General features: G+C 64.0%; 19 protein-coding genes and 1 pseudogene. 12 read left to right on the top strand and 8 right to left on the bottom strand.

Features of this window, described 5'->3' with window-relative positions; translation table 11 throughout:
• Positions 1-21: 21 nt before the first annotated feature.
• The gene (locus tag DID98_RS07985; protein ID WP_040144221.1) at positions 22-1,122 is read left to right on the top strand and encodes a saccharopine dehydrogenase family protein; all 1,101 of its coding nucleotides are present in this window, start codon (positions 22-24) and stop codon (positions 1,120-1,122) included.
• A gap of 9 nt (positions 1,123-1,131) precedes the next feature.
• Here DID98_RS07985 and DID98_RS35760 read toward each other — a convergent pair whose 3' ends face one another.
• From DID98_RS35760 to cydX, 3 genes are read right to left on the bottom strand one after another with little or no spacing between them, the layout of a single operon-like run.
• Entirely contained in the window at positions 1,132-1,278 is a 147-nt protein-coding gene (locus tag DID98_RS35760) for a hypothetical protein (protein WP_185640836.1), read from the bottom strand.
• A gap of 35 nt (positions 1,279-1,313) precedes the next feature.
• Positions 1,314-1,931, bottom strand: coding sequence for an ATP-binding protein (locus tag DID98_RS07980; RefSeq protein ID WP_044848242.1), 618 nt, complete (start codon positions 1,929-1,931; stop codon positions 1,314-1,316).
• Positions 1,928-2,074, bottom strand: a complete 147-nt coding sequence (gene cydX / locus DID98_RS07975) for a cytochrome bd-I oxidase subunit CydX (RefSeq protein WP_044848241.1) — start codon at positions 2,072-2,074, stop codon at positions 1,928-1,930. Before cydX ends, DID98_RS07980 begins: the two co-directional genes overlap by 4 nt.
• A gap of 179 nt (positions 2,075-2,253) precedes the next feature.
• Here cydX and corA point away from each other — a divergent pair, with 179 nt between their 5' ends.
• Complete coding sequence (gene corA / locus DID98_RS07970) at positions 2,254-3,231, top strand: magnesium/cobalt transporter CorA (RefSeq protein ID WP_044848267.1); 978 nt, start codon at positions 2,254-2,256, stop codon at positions 3,229-3,231.
• An 18-nt stretch (positions 3,232-3,249) separates the two neighbouring features.
• Here corA and DID98_RS07965 read toward each other — a convergent pair whose 3' ends face one another.
• Positions 3,250-3,537 carry a YciI-like protein gene (locus DID98_RS07965; protein ID WP_124485447.1) on the bottom strand — a complete coding sequence of 96 codons (288 nt, stop codon included), beginning with the start codon at positions 3,535-3,537 and terminating at the stop codon, positions 3,250-3,252.
• Between the two features lie 453 nt (positions 3,538-3,990).
• Between DID98_RS07965 and DID98_RS07960 the strand changes: the two genes are divergently transcribed.
• The 3 genes and pseudogenes from DID98_RS07960 to DID98_RS36180 form a co-directional block, all read left to right on the top strand.
• Positions 3,991-4,479 (top strand): aminoacyl-tRNA deacylase, encoded by a 489-nt coding sequence (locus DID98_RS07960; RefSeq protein ID WP_044848239.1) that lies wholly within the window; start codon positions 3,991-3,993, stop codon positions 4,477-4,479.
• Between the two features lie 325 nt (positions 4,480-4,804).
• On the top strand, positions 4,805-6,295 hold the full coding sequence (locus DID98_RS07955) for an ISNCY family transposase (protein ID WP_260428057.1): 1,491 nt from the start codon (positions 4,805-4,807) through the stop codon (positions 6,293-6,295).
• Positions 6,296-6,509: 214 nt separating this feature from the next.
• Positions 6,510-6,812: pseudogene (locus tag DID98_RS36180) on the top strand (ISNCY family transposase); the annotation flags it as partial.
• An 84-nt stretch (positions 6,813-6,896) separates the two neighbouring features.
• On the opposite strand, the gene DID98_RS07945 reads toward DID98_RS36180, so the two are convergent.
• From DID98_RS07945 to DID98_RS07935, 3 genes are all read right to left on the bottom strand, one after another.
• Positions 6,897-9,995, bottom strand: a complete 3,099-nt coding sequence (locus DID98_RS07945; RefSeq protein ID WP_124570528.1) for an efflux RND transporter permease subunit — start codon at positions 9,993-9,995, stop codon at positions 6,897-6,899.
• Positions 9,992-11,113 (bottom strand): efflux RND transporter periplasmic adaptor subunit, encoded by a 1,122-nt coding sequence (locus DID98_RS07940; protein WP_124570527.1) that lies wholly within the window; start codon positions 11,111-11,113, stop codon positions 9,992-9,994. The genes DID98_RS07945 and DID98_RS07940 overlap by 4 nt, the downstream gene beginning before the upstream one ends.
• Before the next feature lie 76 nt (positions 11,114-11,189).
• Positions 11,190-11,807, bottom strand: coding sequence for a TetR/AcrR family transcriptional regulator (locus DID98_RS07935; RefSeq protein WP_124485450.1), 618 nt, complete (start codon positions 11,805-11,807; stop codon positions 11,190-11,192).
• A 98-nt stretch (positions 11,808-11,905) separates the two neighbouring features.
• Here DID98_RS07935 and DID98_RS07930 point away from each other — a divergent pair, with 98 nt between their 5' ends.
• The 7 genes from DID98_RS07930 to DID98_RS07900 all read left to right on the top strand — a co-directional run bounded on the left by DID98_RS07930 (position 11,906) and on the right by DID98_RS07900 (position 20,095).
• Entirely contained in the window at positions 11,906-13,372 is a 1,467-nt protein-coding gene (locus DID98_RS07930; protein WP_124570526.1) for an efflux transporter outer membrane subunit, read from the top strand.
• 236 nt (positions 13,373-13,608) lie between these two features.
• Positions 13,609-14,541, top strand: a complete 933-nt coding sequence (locus DID98_RS07925) for an AraC family transcriptional regulator (protein ID WP_124570525.1) — start codon at positions 13,609-13,611, stop codon at positions 14,539-14,541.
• A gap of 373 nt (positions 14,542-14,914) precedes the next feature.
• Complete coding sequence (locus DID98_RS07920) at positions 14,915-16,384, top strand: catalase (RefSeq protein WP_124485453.1); 1,470 nt, start codon at positions 14,915-14,917, stop codon at positions 16,382-16,384.
• A gap of 66 nt (positions 16,385-16,450) precedes the next feature.
• Positions 16,451-17,092 carry an HD domain-containing protein gene (locus tag DID98_RS07915; RefSeq protein WP_124485454.1) on the top strand — a complete coding sequence of 214 codons (642 nt, stop codon included), beginning with the start codon at positions 16,451-16,453 and terminating at the stop codon, positions 17,090-17,092.
• Between the two features lie 159 nt (positions 17,093-17,251).
• Positions 17,252-17,998: a glucose 1-dehydrogenase gene (locus DID98_RS07910; protein WP_124485714.1), complete on the top strand. Its 747-nt coding sequence runs from the start codon at positions 17,252-17,254 to the stop codon at positions 17,996-17,998.
• A gap of 317 nt (positions 17,999-18,315) precedes the next feature.
• Positions 18,316-18,852 (top strand): DUF3331 domain-containing protein, encoded by a 537-nt coding sequence (locus DID98_RS07905; RefSeq protein ID WP_124570524.1) that lies wholly within the window; start codon positions 18,316-18,318, stop codon positions 18,850-18,852.
• 535 nt (positions 18,853-19,387) lie between these two features.
• Positions 19,388-20,095, top strand: coding sequence for an SDR family NAD(P)-dependent oxidoreductase (locus tag DID98_RS07900; protein WP_124570523.1), 708 nt, complete (start codon positions 19,388-19,390; stop codon positions 20,093-20,095).
• A gap of 192 nt (positions 20,096-20,287) precedes the next feature.
• Here DID98_RS07900 and DID98_RS07890 read toward each other — a convergent pair whose 3' ends face one another.
• Entirely contained in the window at positions 20,288-21,220 is a 933-nt protein-coding gene (locus DID98_RS07890; protein WP_124570521.1) for a LysR family transcriptional regulator, read from the bottom strand.
• Positions 21,221-21,532 lie beyond the last annotated feature (312 nt).

The raw sequence follows: 21,532 nt of genomic DNA, 5'->3' as shown, positions 1-21,532 counted from the left end.
CCATCATCAGGAGATAAGCGCATGAAAATCGCCATCGTCGGCGCAGGTCTGATCGGCCACACCATTGCTCACATGCTGCGTGAAACGGGCGACTACGAAGTCGTCGCGTTCGACCGTGACGCTGATGCGCTCGCCAAGCTGTCGCGTGAGGGCATCGCGACGCAACGTGTCGATTCGGCCGACGCCAATGCGATCCGTGAAGCCGTGAAGGGCTTCGATGCGCTCGTCAACGCGCTGCCGTACTACCTGGCGGTCAACGTCGCCGCGGCGGCCAAGGCGGCCGGCGTCCATTACTTCGACCTGACCGAAGACGTGCGCGCGACCCACGCGATCCGCGAACTGGCCGACGGTTCGGACCGCGCGTTCATGCCGCAGTGCGGCCTCGCACCGGGCTTCATCGGCATCGCCGCGCACGAGCTCGTGAACGGCTTCAGCGAAGTGCGCGACGTGAAGATGCGCGTCGGCGCGCTGCCCGAGTATCCGACCAACGCGCTGAAGTACAACCTGACGTGGAGCGTCGACGGCCTGATCAACGAATACTGCCAGCCGTGCGAAGCGATCCGCGACGGCCGCAAGCAGTGGGTGCAGCCGCTCGAAGGCCTCGAACATTTCTCGCTCGACGGCACCGAATACGAAGCGTTCAACACGTCGGGCGGCCTGGGCACGCTGTGCGAGACGCTGTCGGGCAAGGTCGAGACGCTCGACTACAAGTCGGTGCGCTATCCGGGCCACCGCGAACTCGTGCAGTTCCTGCTCGAAGACCTGCGACTGTCGAGCGACCGCGACACGCTGAAGTCGATCATGCGCCGCGCGGTGCCGTCGACGAAGCAGGACGTCGTGCTCGTGTTCGTCACGGTGACGGGCGTGAAGGACGGCCAGCTCGTGCAGGACGTGTTCACCCGCAAGATCTTCGCGAAGGACGTGTGCGGGATGCACATGAGCGCTATCCAGATCACGACGGCCGGCGCGATGTGCGCGGTGCTGGATCTGTTCCGCGAAAAGAAGCTGCCGCAAAGCGGTTTCATCCCGCAGGAAAAGGTGTCGCTGAAGGCGTTCCTCGCGAACCGCTTCGGCAAGCTGTACGAAGGCGGCACGATGGAGCGCGTGCACGAAGTCGCCTGACGATCGGTCTCAGGCACGAGGGCCGTGCGACGCCGGGAGCGCAACAGCGCTTCCGGCGTTTTTTTTGACGAGCGCGTCGAAGCCCTTCGCGGCTTCACGGATCGCATTGGCGTCGGCCGAATCGACACGTTGCGTCGCGATGCCTTCACGCGACATGGTGAAGCGACGAGGAGCAGGGCGGTGCGCGCCGCTCAGGCGGGCAGCGGCGGGACGATCGTTGCCGCCGGCGGGGGCGGCACGATGCGGTACAGCAGCGCATCGATGTCCGCGTCGGACGGTGCGGTGTTGTCGAACATCACGATGCCGTCGCATTCGTGGCCGGTCGGCACGAAGCGGCGTTGCCGGTATTCGTCCCAGTGCGCGAGCTTGTACGCGTCGTTCGGATTGCCGCGCGCGACGATCCGCTGGTGCGCGACGTCTTCCGAGGTGTGGACCCACACGACCGTCAGCGCGACGTCCGGCCCGATGCCGAGCCACGTGCGGTCGAGGATGCGCCGGTCGCGCACTTCGCGCGACAGCGGGCCGACCACGAGCGCGCCGATGCCGAGCGCGAGGTTCTCGCGGGCCGTGTCGAGCAGGCCCTGGTATTCGGGATCGCGCAGATGCTTCAGGTAGAGCGGGCTGTCGCGGTCGTTCGGATCGGAGGTGAGGGCGCCCATCGCGGCCGAGCTGTAGCGGCCGTAGAGCGTGTCCTTGTCGAGCAGGCAGAAGGCTTCGCCGGTCGCGCGCATCAGCGGCCCGATCAGCCGCTTCGCGAGCGTGGTCTTGCCGGTGCCGGCATGACCGCAGAAGAACACCAGGTGCGTCACGAATACCGGCTCCCCGAATCCGTGCGCGGTGCGGCGGTGCGCTTGCCGTCGCGCGAGAACACTTCCGCTTCAAGCCACATCGCGTTGATGATGCCGAAGCCGAGCGCCACGCCGATGCCGAGTATCCACGAGAAATACCACATGGGTCTGTCTCCTTGAAGGTTGGGCGGCACGGCCGTGCCGTGCACTTGTCGAAGCGATGCCGTGCGCGAGCCGCGGCGCACGCAATCCGATCATGACCAATATCGGCGTGCCGCGCAAGCCGGGCCGCCCGCGCGGCAACCCGGTAAACTGGTGCGATAACGGCAACATGACGGACATCATGCTCATCAACTGTGCTGCATACCAGGACGGCCGCAAGCTGGCCGATATCGATATCGACGCCATCAGCGAATACGTGTCGAAACCCGAGTGTTTCGTATGGGTCGCGCTGAAGGATCCGACGCCGGACGAGATCGACCTGATGGGCGAGGAATTCGGGCTGCACGAGCTCGCGCTCGAGGATGCCCGCAAGGGGCATCAGCGGCCGAAGATCGAGGAGTACGGCGATTCGCTGTTCGCGGTGCTGCATACGGTCGAGCTCGACCACGACGGCGAATTCAATGTCGGCGAGCTGAACGTGTTCGTCGGCCCGAACTACGTGCTGTCGATCCGCAACCATACCGAACAGGACTTCCGCGCGGTGCGCAAGCGCTGCGAGCGCGAGCCGCATCTGCTGCAGGAAGGGTCGGCGTTCGTGTTCTATGCGTTGATGGACCAGGTCGTCGACCGCTATTTCCCGATCCTCGAGACGCTCGGCAACGAGCTCGAGGAACTCGAGGACCGTATCTTCACCAAGGCCACGCCCGCGTCGTCGCGCGCGATCATCGAGGATCTCTATTCGCTGAAACGCCGGCTCGTGATGCTGCACCAGCACACGGCGCCGCTGATCGAGCCGCTCGCGAAGCTCACCGGCGGACGCATTCCGCAGGTCTGCAGCGGGATGGAGCATTACTTCCGCGACGTGTACGACCACCTGCAGCGGATCGTGAAGACGATCGAAGGGCGGCGCGAGATGGTCGTGACCGCGATCCAGGTCAATCTCGGGATGATCTCGCTTGCGGAGAACGAGGTGACCAAGCGGCTCGGCTCGTTCGCCGCGCTGTTCGCGATACCGACGATGATTGCCGGCATCTACGGGATGAACTTCGCGAACATGCCCGAACTGCACCTCAAGTACGGCTTCTACGGCTGCATCGGCGTGATGGTCGTAGCCGATCTCGCGTTGTGGTGGCGCTTCAAGCGGGCGGGGTGGCTGTAGCCGTGGCCCCATGCACCGTCAGCGCGGAGCGTGCTTGCCGACCACGACGCGCCACGGACGCACGCGCCAGGACTTGACGAGGCCGTTCTGCACGTAGGGATCGGCGCGCGCGAACGATTCGGCGGCTTCCGGCGAATCGCCTTCGAACACGAGCACGGCCTGGTCGGCCGGATCCTGCAACGCGCCGGCGAGCACGAGTTCGCCGCGTTCGGTTGCCGCCCGCGCGAGTGCGAGGTGCTCGGCGCGGTACTGTTCGCGCCGGGACAGGTAATCGTCGACGAGTTCGTAGATCAGCTGGTAATGCATGGTCGCTCCCGGAATCGGCCGCCGCGGGATGGCGGGTGTTGGCTCAGTATAGGGCGAGGTTCTGTCTTTGTCGGCGCGGTTTGCGGTGGCCTCGTTGGTGCGTGGCCGGCCGATCCCCGGCGTGCGATGACGACGGTTTTCAGGTCTCGACGTTCTTCCTTAAAATGCAACTAACGGTCTGGCGCAGATCCGCCATCACATGTGGTGGGGTCCTCGTACGGGAACCGTTACCGCCCGTTGCGTCTCGTTGTGTCTTCAGGAAAGGCGGGGGCAGGCAGACATGTTCCATGCGGATTCCGGGCCCGGATTGCGCGCGCCGGAAAAGGGGGCCGAAGCCGGGGCGAGCGTCGGTGCGGGCGCCGTGCGAGGGCGTTTCCATTGGCCGCAATGCGACCTATGCTGAACAAACCCGGAGCGAACTTCGTTCGTCCGATTCGTCCAGAGAGGTGTGCCATGCCTGTATCAGCCACCCTGCAGGATTGCCTGCGCCAGAAGTCATCGCGGTACGAAGTCGTGTACCACCCGTATAGCCATACCAGCATGGAGACGGCCGCCGCCGCGCATATCCCCGGCGATCGCCTCGCGAAAACCGTGCTGCTCGAGGACGACGAAGGCTACGTCGCCGCCGTGCTGCCGACGTCGCACGCGGTGCGGCTGTCGGACCTCTGGGTCAAGACCGGCCGCCATCTCGTGCTCGCCAGGGAAATCGAACTGCGCGAACTCTTCAAGGATTGCGACCTGGGCGCGTTGCCGCCGGTGTGCATGGCGTACGGGATGAAGACGTTCCTCGAGGAACATCTCGCGCAGCAGCCGGAAGTGTATTTCGAGGCCGGCGACCACGAAGCGCTGATCCACATGATGCAGGATGAATTCCTGTCGCTGATGGAGACGGCCGAGCGCGCGCATTTCTCGCACAAGATGCAGGGGATGTGGTTGTCCTGATCGTCCTGTTGCGGGCGGTTTGCGGTGGCTGGAGACGGCGTCTGGCGGGCGGCCGTCGGGGGCATTGCGTGCCGCAGGTTTTTGCTGAGGCGGGGTTCACGCTGCAAGAACGGTGGCTGCGCGTGACTGGTGAGGAAGGAGGCCGGCGGTGTGCGGCGGGGATTTCAGGGGCGTTTTCGGGTAAATTTCATATTTGACATAATCTCAATTATCGATAGTTTTGATTGTAGTAGCTTTTTAGAAATGTCGTGTTCTGGCTACTTAGAAATGTCGTGTTTTGACCTCGGTATGCTGGCCGGTTCTTTGCGGGACCACGGAGCCGGCCATGTATCGAGGTGCACTGGTGACACTGAACATGCGAGAACTCGACCGTCTGAAGGTAATCCAAGCCGTGGTGGACATGGGACTCAAGCCCGGACGCGCGGCCGAACGACTGGGCGTGACCGTGCGTCAGCTCCAGCGTCTGGTGGATCGTTACCGTGAGTCTGGCGCCGCCGGACTGGCTTCGCGCAAGCGTGGGCGTCCCGGTAATCGGCGGCTGGACGCTGATCTGGCCGATCGAGCACTGTCGATCATCCGTGATCGCTACGCCGATTTCGGGCCGACGCTGGCCTGCGAGAAGCTGTATGAGTGCCACGGCATCCGGCTGGCGAAGGAAACGGTCAGGCGGCTGATGACGGACGCCGGGCTGTGGGTGCCGCGCCGGCAGCGGCCGCCGAAGGTCTACCAGCCACGGGCACGACGCGCGTGCCTGGGCGAACTGATCCAGATCGACGGTAGCGACCACCGCTGGTTCGAGGATCGGGCGCCAGCCTGCACGCTGCTGGTATACGTGGACGATGCGACGAGCCGGCTGATGATGCTGCATTTCACGGCGACCGAGTCGACCTTCAGCTACTTCGAGGCGACGCGCGCGTATCTGGAGCGTCACGGCAAGCCGATGGCGTTGTACAGCGACAAGTACAGCGTGTTTCGCAACGTCAACCCGGGCACGACTGGCAATCGGGTGACGCATTTCGGCCGCGCGATGTACGAGCTGAACATCGACACGTTTTGCGCAAACAGCAGCCCGGCCAAGGGGCGGGTCGAGCGTGCGCACCTGACGCTGCAGGACCGGCTGGTCAAGGAACTGCGGCTGCGCGGGATCAGCACGGTGGCCGAGGCGAACGCCTATGCACCCTCCTTCATGGCGGCCTACAACGCACGTTTCGCGAAGCCACCGAAGAGCAGTTTCGACGCTCACCGGCCACTGCGGGACGACGAGAGCCTTGAGTTGACGCTGACGTGGCGCGAACCGCGGAAAGTGACGAAGTCGCTGACGGTGCAGTACGACCGGGTGATGTACCTGCTGGACGACACGCCAGAGAACCGGAAGCTGATTCACCGCTACATCGACGTGTGGGAGTACCCGGACGGGCGCATCGAGCTCCGGACGGAGGGTCAGGTGTTGCCCTGCAGGCAGTACGATCGGCTGGCCGAGATCGATCAAGCCGCAGTCGTCGAACACAAGCGCCTGAGTCACGTATTGCAGGTCGCTCAGGCGATTCAGGCGCAACGCGATAACAGCCGCATCGGTAAAGCCCCATCCCGAACAAACCGGGGCGACTCGACCAAGACCGATCGAAACAAACCTCAGCCGGGCAAGAAGAAGCAGCGCGAGTTCGTGCAGGCGGACGTCGAGCAAGTGATTGTGGATTTGGCTGAGCGCAGGCAGGCGCAACCGCAACCCCGCAAACCTGGCCGTCGGTCTGCAAGGGACAGTGGATCCGACGCAAGCGCCCTGCCCGTTCAGACGCCCGCCTTCGACACGGCGTAACGAATAAACCAGGACAAACAGGCAGCAAAACCAACCCTAACCCCAACCTCAAAACCGGACATTTCTATTTAGCTGGCGCCACGACATCTTGAAATGGCTACGACATTGATGTGGGAGCAAAGTTGTAATGTCGCATCTGGGCAAAGTTGAAATGTCCGCTTTTCGACCCATCGTAAGCTGACCAGCTGCCGGGTGTCCGGCGCTGGGAGCTTCGATGACTGCGACAGAACGGATCACGATGACGATGCGCGAGTTGGACCGATTCAAGGTCATCCAGGAGGTGCCGGACGGCAAGCTGAAGTCATGGCGTGCGGCCGAACGGCTGGGCCTGACGACGCGGCAGATTCGGCGGCTGCGTGAGCACGGCCCGGCGGGTTTGGTATCGGGACACCGATCGAAGCCCGGCAATCGTCGGCTGGACCCAGGCGCCGCCGACCGGGCACTGTCGATCATCCGCGATCGCTACGCCGATTTCGGACCGACGCTGGCCTGCGAGAAGCTCCCGGAATGTCACGGGCGGAGTTGCCTTCCGTCCGGACGCATCGTTGCCGGTTCACATCGACGCCCCGGGCGAGACCGTCATCGCCCGGAGCGCACCTGCCTACGTCGTCACGCTGGCGCTGGGTTCGAGCGCAGAGTGGTTTTCCCCTGCCCCGGGACGGATCTTGAACCAGATCGAGTACATGGCCGGCAGAAACACCAACGTCAGAACCGTTCCGGCGAATGTTCCTCCGATAAGCGTATAAGCCAGCGTGCCCCAGAACACGGAATGGGTAAGCGGAATGAACGCAAGCATCGCGGCGACCGCAGTCAGGATCACGGGCCGCGAGCGCTGCAGCGTTGCCTCCACCACCGCATCGAACGGCGTCATGCCCGCGCGCGCGTTCTCTTCGATCTGGCCGATCAGGATCAGCGTGTTGCGCATCAGGATGCCTGAGAGCGCAATGAGCCCCACCAATGCGTTGATGCCGAAGGCCTGATTGAACAGCAGGAGTGTCGGCACCACACCGATCAAACCCAGCGGACTGGTCGCGAACACCATCATCGTGGCGGAAATCGAGCGCGTCTGAAAAATGATGATGAGCAGCGTCAGCGCGATCATGATCGGGAACAGCGGCGCGAGCGCAGTTGTCGCCTTGTTGGCCTCCTCGATGGAGCCGGCCTCCTCGATCCGGTAGCCGCCCGGCAGCTTCGCGATGATGGGCTGAAGCTGCGCGAGCATCGCGGTCGACACATCGGGCGGTTGCAACCCTTCGGCGATATCGCCGCGTACGGTGATCGTCGGCGTTCGGTCGCGCCGGCGCAGGATCGGATCCTCCATGCGGATGTCGACTTTGCCGACCTGCGAGAGCGGCACCCGCTGCCCTGCGGCGCCGATCAGCGTGAATCCGTCGATCCGTTGCGGGTCGAGCCGGATGTCGCCCGCCGAACGCGCGACGAGCTCCACGGAACGAATGTCCTCGCGCACGTGCGTGACGGGAATGCCGGTCAGCAGGAATTGCAGTTGCTGCGCGACCGAGCTGGACGTCAGTCCAAACGCCCCGAGCCGATTTTGATCGAGCGTGAAATGCACGGTGGGAACGCGCGGCCCCCAGTCGGCGTTCACCGTTCGCATCATCGGGCTGGCGTTCATGGTCCGTTCGACCTGTGCGGCGATGGTGCGCAACGTCTGGGCGTCCGGGCCCATGACCCTGAACGCAACGGGGTAAGGCGAGTAAGGGCCGAACACCAGCTGCGTGACGCGAACCTGCGCTCCGGGCACCAACCCTTCGGCGATGACCTTGCGCAGACGGAATTTGAGCGCTTCCCGTTGTCGCTCGTCATTCGTGCGGATCACGATCTTCGAGAAGGACGAATCCGGCAACTCCGGAGACATGGCCAGATAGAAGCGCGGAGCGCCCTGCCCGATGTACGAGGTCACGATCTTCGCTTCCGGCTGCTTCGCGAGCCATGCCTCGACCTTTTCCGTTGCCGACGCGGTCTGCTCGATCGAAGTCCCATAGGGCATCTGCACTTCGACGAGCACTTCCGGGCGATCGGAAGTCGGGAAGAATTGCTTCTTCACGAGCCCCATGCCCATCACGGCGACCACGAACGATGCCACCACGATCCCGGCGACCATCCACTTGCGCGCGACCACGCGCCCGAGGAAGCGGCGAAAGCGCCGGTAGTTCGGCGTGTTGTAGATCGCCTCGTGGCCGCCTTCGATTACGGCGATGTCGGGTAACAGCTTGACGCCGAGGTACGGTGTGAAGACGACGGCCACGATCCACGAGGTGACCAGCGCGATGCCGACGATCCAGAACATGTTGCTGGTGTATTCGCCGGCCGTCGAGCGCGCAAAGCCATTCGGCATGAAGCCGACAGCCGTGACCAGCGTGCCCGACAGCATCGGTGCGGCCGTGTGGCTCCACGCGTAAGCTGATGCCTGGACGCGGCTATAGCCCTCCTCCATTTTCACGACCATCATTTCGATGGCGATGATCGCGTCGTCGACGAGCAGGCCGAGCGCGAGAATCAGCGAACCGAGCGTGATGCGGTCGAAGCTCTTGCCCGTTGCGGCCATGACGACGAAGACGCCCGCGAGTGTCAGCGGCACCGCCGCCGACACGACGATGCCGACACGCCATCCCATGCTCGCGAAGCTCACGACCATCACCACGAGCAGCGCGACAAAGAACTTCACCATGAATTCGTCGATGGCCGAATGGATGTTGACGGCCTGGTCGGTCACTTTCGTGAGGCTCATGCCCAGCGGCAGCCCGGCATTGATCGATGCGACTTCCGTGTCGAGCGCCTTGCCGAGATTGAGCCCGTTCCAGCCGTCCCGCATCACGACGCCGAGGAGCAACGCCGGTTCGCCTTTGTTGCGAATCTGGAACGTGGCCGGGTCTTCGTAACCGCGTTCGACGGTTGCCACATCGGAGAGCTTCAGTGTGCGGCCCTGAACGACGATCGGCGTGTCACGGATGGTCTGCAGCTTGTCGAAGGCGCCTTCGACACGAATGAAGACCTGCGCGCCCGCCGTATCGATCGAACCAGCCGGCGTGAGAACGTTCTGGTTGTTCAGCGCGGCAAAGATCTCCTGCGGCGTCACGCCGAGCGTCGCGAGCCGGTCGTGCGAAAACGACACGTAGATCCGTTCCGCCTGCTCGCCGATGATGTTCACCTTCTTGACGCCCGGCACATGAAGAAGCCGCTGGCGCAATCCCTCGGCGTCGCGCACCAGCAATCGTTGCGGCTCGCCTTTCGCCTTGAGCGCGAACAGCGCGAACGTTACGTCGGAATACTCATCATTGACGAGCGGGCCGATCACCCCGGGCGGCAGGTTGCCCGCTTCATCGTGCAGCTTCTTGCGGGCCTGATAGAACTCCTCGGGCACGTCCGCGGGCGGCGTACTGTCGAGCAAGGTCACGGTGGTGAAGGCCAGCCCCGGACGCGTATAGGTCTCGCTCCGGTCGTACCAGCGCAGCTCCTGCATGCGCTTTTCGAGCGGCTCGGCCACCTGGTCCTGCATTTCCTGCGCGGTCGCGCCGGGCCATGCCGTAATGACCGTCATCGACTTGACGGTGAATGGCGGATCTTCGGCCCGCCCCAGTTTCAGGAAGGCAATCACGCCGGCGATCGAAATCAGGATGATCAGAAACAGCGTGACCGAGCGCTCCCGCACCGCAAGAGCCGACAAATTGAAGCCGCTCATTGCGCTGCTCCTTGCGTGGAGACGGATGCCGCGGCCAGCTTGTCGTTGGCGAGACGCACGCGCTCTCCGTCGTGCAGCAACTGGGCACCGAGCGCGACGACCTGGTCGCCTTCGCGAAGATCGCCAGTCACCGTCGCACTGTCGTCGCTCAATGCGGTGACACGAACCTTGTGCCAGGTCACACGCGATTGAGATCGATCGACGGTCCAGACGCCGGTGCCCGTGCCCGGATCGAACAAGGCGCCGACCGGCACCACCATGCCGGCCTGTGTCTGGCCGGCATTGCCGGTGAGATCGATGGTCACGGTCGCGCCGAGCGGCGCATTCGAGAGCGCGCCCTCGAGGACGTATCTGGCCTCATAGGTTCGTGTCAGCCGATCCGCAGAATCGGAGAGCTGGCGCAGGACGGCGGGAACGGGCTTCTGGTCCGCGCCGTAAAGCGTCGCCGCGGCAATCGAGCCGGACGCGGGACGCAGCGTCTCGGGAAGCTGGACGACGGCCTCGCGGGGGCCGGCATGCGCGAGCCGCACGACGATTTGTCCCGGCGCGACGACCTGGCCCGGCTCCGCCAGCGTCTCGACCACCACGCCGTCGGCGTCCGCCATGACGACGGCGTATCCGGAAGCATTGTTGGCGAGCACGGCCTGCGCCTGCGCTGCGACGAGCTGGGCCCTGGCGGAATCGGCCGCCGCCTTGAGCTGGTCGTAGGTCGATGCCGACACCGCGCCCGCCCCGACGAGATCCCGATACCGCGCCTCGTCGGCAGCCGTCTGCGTCGCGCGCGCCTGCGCAGCGTCCACGAGTTTCTGCTGCGCACGGGCCTGCAGCCCCAGATCGATCGGATCGATGCGCATCAGGGGCTGGCCGCGCTTGACCGTTTGGCCCGCGTCGACCAGTCGCTCGATGACTTTACCCTGAACGCGGAAACCGAGATCGCTCTGAACGCGGGCGCCCACGACACCCGAAAACGACCGGCTCGCACCCGCCGCACCGTGAACGGCGCTTGTACGCACAAGTGGCGCCTCGGTACGCGGATCAGCAGCCGGATGCTCGCCGCATGCTGCGAGCGCAAGCGAAGCCAGGCCCAATGTGTAGACAAGACGATGGCGCCGGAACATGAGATCCCCTCTCGCAAAGAACAGGAGACCTCATTCTGATACCAGTGACCAAATCAGTCAATAGTCACGGCGAGATTCATGGAGCAAGACTTCTGAGTACCAGGCTCGCGAGTTGGGCCGTCGCCTCTTCCGCGCCATCGAGGTTGTACTGCAGCAGCAAGGGATTGAAGTAAGGCTTCATCACCAGAAAGATCGCATTCACCGCCTCGTCCGGCGGCGTCTTGCGTTCGAATTCGCCGGTTTCTCGTCCGAGCCGCAGGATATCGGCGATGAGTTGCCGGATCTGGTCCTCATAACTCTGGACAGATGGCCAGAGCGATTCGGCCGACACGGCGGCAATATCGTAGAGCTTGCGATCCTGGAAGAAAAGCTGGCCTCCGGTTGAAAGTAAGGTCTTGAACATGCAGCGAAATTTTTCCGTCGCACTGTGCGCGCCGTCGATGTTTTCCCTGACTGCGGCGATCATCGCGGCGAGGCGATTGGCGCAGATGACCTGACCGATCGCCTGTTTGGAGTCGAAAAACTTGTAAATATAGGCTTTTGAAAACCCGATTTCCTTCGCGAGATCGGAGACCGTGGTTTTTTCGTAGCCGTAACGGCTGAAGTATTCCGTCGCGGCGTCGACGATCTGGGCGCGAACTTCGTGGTCCGAGGGGCCACGGGACGAAGAGGTGGAGGGAGTCGGTTTGTTCATGCCTCAAGCTTAGTCCGACGCTCGTCAGTTGACAACGTGTGACCATATTGTATATTGGTCACTATATTTCCCCTCCCGTTGTCGCTCCCGAGATGATCATGCCCTTGCGCCGTCCACTTGTTCTCCTGACTAGCGTCGCCGCCCTTTCGGCGTGCGCCGTGGGTCCCGACTACCGCCGCCCGGATGCGCCGCTGGCGCAGCACTACATGACCCAGCCGCCCGCCCGCGCGGCAAAGGCGCCGGTTGCCGATCTGTCCGCATGGTGGGAAAGCTTCAACGACCCGCTGCTCACGCATTACGTTTCGCTGGCGCTGGCCCAGAACCTGGACCTGGCCCAGGCCGTCGCGCAAATCACTCAGGCGCGCGCGCGCCTCGGCACGGCCAACGCGGCGCTCCTGCCATCGGCCTCGGTTTCCGCGTCGGCGGCACGAGCCTATCAGTCTGTCGATACGCCGTTGGGGCGATTGCTCAATGCCACGCCGGGGTACGAGCGCTGGGGCACCGAGTACGAAACCAACCTGGAGGCCGGTTGGGAGATCGACATTTTTGGCGGTCTGCGCCGTCAGCGTGAAGCCGCGCTCGCCGATTACTCGGCAACGCAGGCGGCGGCAGTCGCTACCCGGCTTGCCGTCGCAGCCCAGACCGCCGATATCTACGTCACGATCCGGGGGCTCCAGGCCCGTCTGGATATCGCGACCCGGCAGGTGCAGACGCAGCAGGCGCTTCTCGCAGACGTGAAACTCCTGTATTCGAAGGGCGCGGCGGCCGACTATCAGGTTCAGCAGGCGCAAGGTGCGCTCGACCAGGTGCAGGCCAGCGTGCCCGTCCTCCTCGCGGCGCTCGATGCGGCGTCGAACGCCCTCGACGTGATGCTCGGTACACCTCCTGGCACGCACCGGGCAGAGCTGGGCTCGCCTTCCCCGATCCCCGTCGCGCCGGCGCTCGCGGAAATGGGCACGCCAGCCGATCTGCTGCAAAGACGTCCCGATCTGATCGCCGCCGAACGTCACCTCGCCGCCGCCAATGCGCGCATCGGCGCTGCGATCGGCGAGTACTACCCGACGGTCTCGCTGAACGCCTTCCTCGGCAGCGCGACCTCGGCCGCCGCCGGTACGTTGTTCTCGGGCGGCGCCAACCAGGCGGCCGGCCTCGTCGGGCTGCGCTGGCGACTGTTCGATTTCGCCCGCATCAGTGCCGATGTCGACGCGGCGAAAGGCGCCGACGCGCAAGCGCTCGCGGCCTATCGGCAGGCCGTGCTCCGCGCCTCCGAGGACGTCGAAAACTCGCTCTCGTCATTGGTGAATCGAGAGGCGCAGGCTGCCACGCTGTCGCATGCCGAGTCGTCGTTTTCCCGCGCCAAGGATTCCTCGATGACCGCGTACCGCAGCGGTGCAGCGAGTTTCATCGACGTATTGCACGCCAACGAGACGCTGCTCCAGGCCGCCGACGCGCGTGCACAGGCACAGACGGAATCCGCTCGTGCAGCGATCTCGACGTTCAAGGCGCTCGGCGGCGGCTGGGACCCGGCATCGCACGATGCGCAGACGTCGTTGAGCTCACGCTGACGCCACCGCCCTGCACTGGCGCGCGCAATGGAGCCTGCGCACGTTCCTGGTTCGCGCAATAGCGCACCGCACCATTGACGTGCGCGTCGCGCCCGCAATCGGAGAGCGTCTCGCGCATCACGACACCAGTCGCGCGCCAGTCATCGAATTGCGCTAAATTGGGCCTGTTTTCATTTGAACCCGCCGTCGGGTAAAGGCACACGACGCCTGTACGGGCGCACTCCAAGGCGCGATGAATGAACGATAGGAATCACGTCGATTTCGGGCAACCCGTTGCAGACGACGCCCTCGCCAAACGGTTTCTACTGCGAGATGCGCCCACCGTGCGGGCCGGCGTTTTCTCCCACGGGCAGCCTATCTCGTTCACACGGTTGACGAACCCCCGGCCTCAACCGGGGCGCTCGCTCACGCCGCAACCGGAGGAAGCCTTTGTCTTTCAGATGCCGCTGATACTGAGCCCCGATCCCGGCCTCCGTTATTCAGGCGGTAACCTCGATGCTTCCGCGTCGTGCAGTCCCGGCAGCTGCTTTCTGCTCGACCTGCGCTCGAGCCCCACGCGCCGTCTCGACATGCCGTTCGATACCATGCGGCTCTATCTGGCCCAGAGCGCGATCGAGGAATTCACCGATCAAAAGCGGCGCCGGCGCATAGGCGGACTCGTGCAGCCGCATCTCGGCGCCAGCGACCCGGTGCTGTTCAGTCTTTCGCATACGCTGCAGGCGGTCCTGCAGCAGCCCGACCTGACGAGTGCGCTGTTCATCGATTACCTCGCGCTGGCGTTTTGCGAACACGTCGTCACACGATATGGCCGAGCCGATCCGGCGCTCCGGCCGCGCCGCTCCGGACTCGCTCCGTGGCAGATGCGGCGCATCGAAGATTATTTCGCGTCCCACCTGCACGACAATCCTTCGATTGCCGATCTCGCGCGCGAGTGCAATCTCTCCACCAGCTATTTCGGTGAAGCCTTCAAGCAGACGACCGGCAGCACACCCCATCAGTGGCTGCTCAAGCGCCGCATCGAGCGCGCGAAATCGCTGTTGCGGGAAACAGATGCGAGCCTGGCCAGCGTCGCATCGGACTGCGGATTTTTCGACCAGAGTCATTTTTCGCGCGTGTTCTCGCGCCTCGAAGGGTGCGGGCCGAAAGACTGGGCGCAGCGGAACCGATAGCGCCGGACAGGTGCGAACGTCGTTATCGGCGCTTGCGCGCTCGCTCGATATGCGTCGACGCGCGACGCACCACCGCCTCTGATCCGAGTCCAACCACTGCCCCGGTGTTCGACGGCCGTCCGCGATTCGTCCATCGAATCGTTGTTTTATACAAGATCGTTCTGGCACCCGACAGGTACGCTTCTCTCACATCGACTCGTCGATGCCCGCGCGGCTCGTCACGGATCGAGCGGGTGGCCGTCGCGGTATGGCCGTTTCTTTTCACCGCACCCGCCGGGATAGCACGCTGATTTGCCCGTAAAGTTTTGCGCGGCCGCCAGCCTGGAACGGTATGGCGCTGCGCCGGTCCGCCCAACCCTCCTGGAGTCGAGGCATGAAAAACCGCGATACGTCTACGCGTCTTGATCACGCAACGGGCGCGCCCGTTGCCGACAATCTGAACATCGAAACGGCCGGCCCGCGCGGCCCCGCGCTGCTGCAGGATATCTGGCTGATCGAGAAACTCGCGCACTTCGACCGCGAGGTGATTCCCGAACGACGCATGCACGCCAAAGGATCGGGCGCGCACGGCGTATTCACGGTAACGCACGACATCACGCGCTACACCAAGGCCAAACTCTTTTCGGAAATCGGCAAGGCAACGCCCGTATTCATGCGCTTTTCGACGGTCGCCGGCGAGCGCGGCGCCGCCGATGCCGAGCGCGATATCCGCGGCTTCGCGGTGAAGTTCTATACGGAAGAAGGAAACTGGGACATCGTGGGCAATAACACGCCCGTGTTCTTCTTCCGTGATCCGCTGCGTTTTCCCGATCTCAACCACGCGATCAAGCGCGACCCGCGCACGGGACTGCGCAGCGCAAACAGCAACTGGGATTTCTGGACGCTTTTGCCGGAGGCGCTTCACCAGGTCACGATCGTCATGAGCGACAGGGGCATTCCGCGCAGCTATCGCCACATGCATGGTTTCGGCAGCCATACGTTCAGCCTGGTCGATGCCGACAATCGGCGGACGTGGGTAAAGTTTCACTTCCGTACGCAGCAAGGCATCGCGAATCTGACGGACGGCGAAGCCGAACAGCTCGTGGGCAAGGACCGCGAAACGCATGGCCGCGATCTTTACGAAAGCATCGAGCGCGGCGACTTCCCGCGCTGGACACTCTTCATTCAGGTGATGAACGACGACGAGGCCAGGTCTCTGCCGTTCAATCCGTTCGACCTGACCAAGGTCTGGCCGAAAAGCGATTTCCCGTTGATCGAGGTCGGCGTACTCGAATTGAACCGCAACCCGGGCAATTATTTCGCCGAGGTCGAGCAGGCGGCCTTCTCGCCCGCGAACGTCGTGCCCGGCATCGGCTTTTCGCCGGACAAGATGCTGCAGGCACGTCTGTTCTCTTACGGCGACACGCAACGGTATCGGCTGGGCGTGAACTTCAATCACATTCCCGTCAATGCGCCGAAGTGCCCCTTCCACAGCTACCACCGCGACGGCGCCATGCGCACCGACGACAACCTCGGCGGCACGCCTTCTTACTATCCGAACAGTTCCGGCGAGTGGGAAGTGCGGCCCGATCTTCACGAGCCGCCGCTGAGAATCGAAGGCGACGCCGCGCATTGGGACCACCGCGTGGACGTCGATCACTTCGCGCAGCCGGGAAACCTGTTTCGCCTGATGAGTCAGGCGCAGCAACAATTGCTGTTCGACAACACCGCACGCCAGATGGCCTCCGTTCAGGCGCATATCCAGGAACGCCACATCCTCAATTGCACGAAGGCCGACCCCGAGTACGGCGCGGGTGTTCGCGAGGCCCTGGCAAGAATCGGGGCGACGACTGCAGCCAAGTAGCCAGCCATTCGCGTGCGGCGTCCGCCACGACGCCGGCGTCCGCTCACATTTCGATGGAGGACCGTCATGTCAGAGTTCATTCAGGATGTCGCGGTGCCCGACAGTCAGCTTGCGCGGGAAATTACCGAGTTCGTGCGCGACACGTCCACCCCGCTGCTCTTTCATCATTCGAGCCGCGTATATTTGTTCGGTGCGCTGGAGGGTGTGCGCCGCGGCCTGAAATTCGATCCGGAACTGTTGTACGCCGGTGCCATGTTTCATGACGTCGGCCTCACCGGAGCGTACAGCAGCGCCACCGAACGCTTCGAAGTCGACGGGGCCAATGCGGCCCGCGACTTTCTCTCGGGCCGGGGCATCGACGCGGCCGACATCGATCTCGTCTGGACGGCGATTGCGCTGCACACCACGCCCGGCATTCCGCGCCATATGCACCCGGTCGTCGCGCTGGTGACCGCCGGGGTCGAGATGGATGTGCTCGGACTGTCGTACCACGCGTTCACGCACGAGGAGCGCGAAGCCGTGACGCATGCGCATCCCCGCCCGCCGCACTTCAAGGAAGAGATCATTCAGGCGTTCTACGACGGCATCAGGCACAAGCCGGAAACCACGTTCGGCAACGTGAAAGCCGACGTGATCGCCGACAAGGAGCCTCATTTCCATCGGGGGAATTTCTGTTCCGTCATCCGCAATTCGGCATGGCCGGGTTGAAGGTGCCGTGTCCCGCGCATCGATGCCCGGCCAGTCGCGCCGCGCCACCCGATCGCGATCGTACGCAGGTCCGCATAGGCAGAAAACACCGGCGATCGCATTGGGCGAGACGGCATGCCGGTGTCCATCAACGGAATCATTCACACTGAGGTGAACATCATGGGCAAGCTTGCACGGAAAGTGGCCGTCGTAACCGGTGCGTCGAAGGGTATCGGTGCCGCCATCGCCAAGGCGCTCGCGGCAGAGGGCGCGTCGATCGTAGTGAACTACGCAAGCAGCAAGACGGGCGCGGATGACGTCGTGTCCGCCATCACCACGGCCGGAGGAAAAGCGGTTGCCGTCGGAGGTGACGTGTCGAAGGCTGCCGATGCAAAAGGCATCGTCGATGCGGCGATCGAAACGTACGGCCGCCTCGACATCCTCGTCAACAACTCGGGCGTCTACGAGTTCGCCCCGATCGAGGCGTTCACGGAAGCGCAATACCGCAGGCAGTTCGACATCAACGTGCTCGGCGTGCTGCTCACCACACAGGCCGCCGTCCAGCACCTGGGCGAAGGCGCCAGCATCATCAATGTCAGTTCGGTCGTCTCGACGCTCACACCGGCGACGACTGCCGTCTACAGCGGCACGAAAGGCGCGGTGGATTCCATCACCGGCGCGCTCGCCCGTGAACTCGGGCCGCGAGGCATTCGCGTGAATACGATCAATCCCGGCGTGATCGTGACCGAAGGCGCGCAAAGCGCCGGGGTGATCGGATCGGAGTTCGAGAGTTCCGCGGTCAGCCAGACGCCGCTCGGGCGCGTGGGCAGACCGGACGACGTTGCGTCGATTGCGGTTTTCCTCGCGTCCGACGACGCAAAGTGGCTGACGGGCGAGCATATCGTCGCCAGTGGCGGCATGCGATGACGCAGGTTCGCGAAACCGCGCACGCAGGTCGGCCTCAAAATCGACGAAACAAGCGTGACGGTCGTTCTGGATTTCTCACGCGTCAGTGCGTCGTCACGTCCAGTTGAAGCGTGACGACCGAAGTTACCGACACGAAACGTCGACGCCCGTACTTTGCAAGTGTGACCTGCATTCGCGGGTCACCTCCCTCTCCCGCTTTTCACGCGTTTTTCGTTCGTTGAACGGTGCGTGGCCGCGGATCGGCGTCAGCACGATCGCACACGCCGGGTTCACGCCGACGTCGCCTTTGACGCTTATCCAATGGCGATCATGAAGCTATGGAAAACACTCCAGGTACCGACGATGTCACGAACGGCATCAGCGACCGGCATCGCTGGGACAGGATTCTCGACGTCCTGCGATCGCCTCCGGCCGCACCGCCCTTTCCGGGAGTGGATGAGCGTGCGTGCATGAGCCACTCAAACCTGGAGGCCGTCCGCATCGTGATTCTCGAGCGCCCGTCAACCGACACCGTTCTCATCTCGTGGAGCAGCTCGACGGCGTGTCGATATGGCGAACAGACCTGGCGGAGAGTTGTTGCCCGAGAGGACGGGGTTTGCATTCTGACGGGCGACTCGATTGCCCGGGGGGATTCGGTCTTTCGTCCAAAGCGCACACGGAATGCGATGTGCAGCAACTCGATGGCGATGATCAAGGCGTCGTCCATCGATCTGCCGCGGTATCGGGTCGGTCAGACATCGGCCAGGTTGGGCGCGGAACCCAAGCCCTCGACGCCAGACCGGCTTGGAGATCGGCACGCAGATGCTCTCCCCGATCTCGAACCGCACCTTGCCCGACTGTTCTCCGAGGCTTGAGTCGGAGGCCGACGTAGGCGAGAAAAAGGAGACGTACGGACCGTTGCGGTGATTGCAGTTCGATTCGATGCGCCAGCAGATGAGCAAGCCCGGGCCGCGGACGGAACAGGAAGCGTATGCAGGTCAGGTCAGACGCGTTTTCGTACTCGCCGGTTTCGATTCATATCGATGCTATTGTGATAAGAAAAGTTATCCGGATAGATCTGATAAACCATCGAAGTACCCGACGTGTCCGAGCACACCATCGCGCGGCATTGACAGCACTTCCTCGCACGAATCCCGGATTTCGCGGCGATTCGACGCGCGGTGTCGCCCGCGATTGCTGCTTTGTTTGCAGCCGCGTCGATTCCCCTTCCGCCGCAACGATCGCCGTCGCGGCCGCCCCGTTCTTTCCCGCATTTGTTCCCGCGACGCAAGACTGTTGGTCCACGGTGGGTGTTCGAACTCCGGCGCGACGCGCCTAAAGTCTGGTCCATCGGATTCATCGATCCGGTCGGCACCGAAGCCGAAAACCAGTCACCTGTCGAGGCATATCATGAGCACATCCAAAGTCATCATCATCACCGGCGCATCGCAAGGCATCGGCGCGGAGACGGTCAACGCATTCCGCGCCCAGGGCCATCGGGTCGTCGCGACGTCCCGTTCGATCGGCGCGTCGGACGATCCCGGCCTGGTCACCGTCGCGGGCGACATCGGCGACCCGGCCGTCGCGCGGCGGGTGGTCGATACCGCACTCGAGCGCTTCGGCCGGGTCGACACGCTCGTCAACAACGCCGGCGTGTTCATCGCGAAGCCGTTCACGCAATACACCGCCGACGACTATGCGGCCATCACCCGCGTGAACCTGGACGGGTTCTTCCACGTCACGCAGCGCGCGATCGCGGCGATGCAGCGCAACGGCGGCGGACACGTGGTCAGCATCACGACGAGCCTCGTCGACCACGCGAACAGCAACGTGCCGTCGGTGCTCGCATCGCTGACGAAAGGCGGACTCAACGCGGCGACGAAGTCGCTCGCAATCGAGTACGCGAAGGCCGGCATCCGCGTGAACGCCGTGTCCCCCGGCATCATCAAGTCGCCGATGCATGCGCCCGACACGCACGCGACGCTCGCCTCGCTGCATCCGGTCGGCCGGATGGGCGAGATGAGCGACATCGTCGGCGCGATCCTGTATCTCGATTCGGCGCCGTTCGTTACCGGCGAGATCCTGCACGTGGATGGCGGCCAGAGCGCCGGGCATTGAGCAGCGACGATGGGAGACTGCGCCGACGCGAACAACGCGAACAACGCGAACAACGCGAACAACGCGAACAACGCGAACAACGCGAACAACGCGAACGGTGAGCGGTGAGCGGAGCGCGGCGGTCCTGCAACGGCGCAGCCGCGCCATTCGCGCCCCGCTCTGCCCCGTTGCCGGCATTCCCCCCGGACGAGCCTAGCGCGCCCGCTTGCCGGGCGCCTGTTGAAGATGTTCGACGAGAAAGTCGACGAACACGCGCACGCGCGAAGACAGATAGCGCGCGTGGGGATACAGCAGCATGAACGGCCGCGACCGGCCGCCCTGGCCGGACAGCACCTCCGTGAGCGTGCCCTCGCGCAGATCCCGGTCGACGATGAAGCGATAGGTCTGGAACAGGCCCGCGCCGCTGCGCGCGAGCGTGACGCCGGCGAGGACGTCGCCCGACGTGCCGTAGCCGCCGGTCGTCGCGACGTCGATTTCCGCCGAGCCGTCGTTGAACAACCACGGAATCGGCCGGCCGCTGCTCGGGAGCTCGAACTGGATGCATTCGTGCGCGTGCAGATCGTCGACGGCGCGCGGCACGCCGGCGCGTTTCAGGTAGCCGGGCGTCGCGACGACAACGAGTTCCGCATCCTCCAGCTTGCGCGCGACCAGGCTCGAATCCGCCGGCGCGCGGCCGCGGATCGCAAGATCGAAACCCTCCTCGGCGAAGTCGATGTTGCGGTTGCTCAGATGCGTTTCGACGCGCACGTCCGGATATCGCTCGCGAAACGCGGGTAACAGCGGCAACACGCGATAGTGTCCGTACGGCGTCGGCATGCTGATGCGCAGCACGCCGGCCGGCGTGGCCTGCTGGCCCGTCGCTTCGCGCTCGGCGTCGACGAGCTGCGAGAGCGCATCACGGCATTGCTCGAAATAGCGCCGGCCGGAATCGGTCAGGCGGATCTGCCGTGTCGTCCGCACGAACAGGCGTACGCCGAGACGCTCCTCGAGGCGCGCGACCGAGCGGCTGACCGCGGCCGGCGTGACGCTCGCAGCCGTCGCCGCGAGCGTGAAGCTGCCGAGTTCCGCGGCCAGGCAGAACAGCTCGATGCTGCCGAGCAGCAGGTCGTCGAATTTTCTCTGCATGGGGCGCTCCTGCTGCTTCGTGCGTGGCGTGGCCGGCAACGTGAACGTAGGCATCACGGAATCGCGCTCGCGGCGAGCCGGCGCGCGCCGTTTCGTCGCGTGACGCTGAAGCAGCGAGTGTGCATGAATCCCGGCCGGGAAACCAGCGTACCGACGACAGTCGCCGGCAACCGTTCGCGCCACATTGCGCCGCGCGCGATTCGTTACATCGCGTGTCGATTCAATTGCGCGAACGATATTTACCGGCGTCGAGCGCCTCAATAGAGTGACTGCCAGAGACCCGTGCGAGTGAAGCTTCCGAGCCTGGGCGCC

It is taken from the genome of Burkholderia sp. Bp8984 (assembly GCF_003853755.1).
Classification (GTDB): Bacteria; Pseudomonadota; Gammaproteobacteria; order Burkholderiales; family Burkholderiaceae; genus Burkholderia.
Note: the sequence above shows the minus strand (reverse complement) of the source record. Positions and strands in the feature narration are given on the sequence as shown.